The organism is Candidatus Jettenia sp. AMX1 (assembly GCF_030263775.1).
GTDB classification, from domain to species: domain Bacteria; phylum Planctomycetota; class Brocadiia; order Brocadiales; family Brocadiaceae; genus Jettenia; species Jettenia caeni.
Genome location: NZ_SZPP01000098.1, coordinates 1 through 1730, shown reverse-complemented (window position 1 = coordinate 1730; position 1730 = coordinate 1). Strand labels below are relative to the sequence as shown.

Annotated in this window: 2 protein-coding genes; one reads left to right on the top strand and one right to left on the bottom strand. The window is 35.5% G+C overall.

Annotated features, from left to right (window positions below; translation table 11 throughout):
• Positions 1-228: 228 nt before the first annotated feature.
• Positions 229-420: a hypothetical protein gene (locus FBQ94_RS17375; RefSeq protein WP_285442318.1), complete on the top strand. Its 192-nt coding sequence runs from the start codon at positions 229-231 to the stop codon at positions 418-420.
• 4 nt (positions 421-424) lie between these two features.
• On the opposite strand, the gene FBQ94_RS17370 is transcribed toward FBQ94_RS17375, so the two are convergent.
• Positions 425-1730 (bottom strand): two-component system sensor histidine kinase NtrB (locus tag FBQ94_RS17370; RefSeq protein ID WP_285442317.1); only part of this gene is annotated, 1306 nt, incomplete at its 5' end.

Genomic DNA, 1730 nt, shown 5'->3' with positions numbered 1-1730 from the left:
TTACCATGACGGGACTTTCACCCGTTAGAAAGCGGTACCCTTCCCTGGGCACGCCAATTTTGTAAATTAAACCCCTATATTTGCATGGTCGATAGCTCACAGCGCTTTCATGGTTAAACGCATAGGGAAATATTCCACATTGAGGGTTCAGGTTGTAAACCTGAACCCGCGCAAGGATTTCAAATCATGTTTCCCCCTTTTTTAAAGGGGGACTAAGGGGGATTACGGGTGGCCTGTTATTCTCCACTGTTTACACATTTTAGCTTGATGCATATGGGCAGTAGCTCCCCTATCTTGCTAAAAGGAGCCAATAGGATTCGTTTATCCGGTAGCCCTTATGGTGTATACTTTCATGCAACGGCAGATAAGACGGATATCCTGAATTATTTCGCCTTTGATGCCACAATCTATCAACCATGAAAAACTATTTCTTCTGCTTAAGAAGAAAAACCTCTCGAATGGCAGGTAAAATAATTGAAATTTTAGTATACTTTCCTTCAATACTATCAATAGTAAGTTTACCACCGTGGTTATTTACAATTCCATAAGACAGATACTTAGCCCTGATCCCATGCTCTGTTATATAGGCAGGTATGCCAGTACCGTGATTATAAAAAGTAGTTTTTACAAATTTATGCTCATGCATAGTTATTTCTTCAGCCAGAATCTCGAGAATTTTATTACTATGTGATTTTGGATATTTTTGGTTCAGGGCATATCGTGCATTACTGATAAGATTCATGAAGACTTCCTGAATTTCCTGAAAATTTACGAGTATTTTTGGCAAATTACCAGGAATATTCAGCTTTATTTTTATACAATCTTTTCGTAATTGTGTCCCTGCAAGGGTAAGAATATCAGATACTATTTCGTGTATACTGGCCATAGTTTTCTCTTTTACATCACGGCCTTGAGCAAAAGAAATAAGTTTGCTAACGATATTCGCTATGCGGTCTCCTTCCTTGATAATCCGGCTAGCAAGATTTTTTTCTCTGCTTCCTTCACTGCTTTTATTCAATAATATCTGGGCACAGTTAATAACACCCGTTATGGGATTATTGATTTCGTGGGCCACACCTGCTGCTAGTTCACCTAAGAGTGCTAAATGTCTCGACCGTTCAGTATCCTTTTCAAGCTTTACCTTTTCAGTCATATCTAAAGCCATTCCTAAGATACCAATAATGTTACCCTTTTCGTCTTTTACAGGAACCTTAATTGTATAGAAAATTAATTCCTGTTCATCTTTCCAATATCTCCGTTCTTTATCTTTTCTTTGTCCCGATCTTATAACTTCCTTATCATATTTTCTATACTCTTTAGCAATATCCTTAGGGAAAAAATCGTAGTCCGTTTTACCTGCAATTTCCTCTGTTTTTATATGTAAGTATCTGGCAAAGTTCTCATTACAAAATAGGTAGATTGATTTTTTATCCTTATAAAATATTTTTACCGGAAGATTCTCATAGAGTAATTTGCATGTATTTTCACTTGTAAGGAACGCTTCCTTTTTATATTTCTGCATCTCCCATATATTTTGATATTCATATAATTTATTAATTATTTTCTTAATATTTTCAGTGAATTCATCTGGAATGTTATTACTATTTTCTACTAATAATTTTTCAGTCTGCTTGGGCTTTGTTGCACAAAGCCGGATAAATATCTGATATACTAAGAGAATAAGGGAAAGAGTACCATAAATTATTTTGTAGGATAAGTATATCAGTATG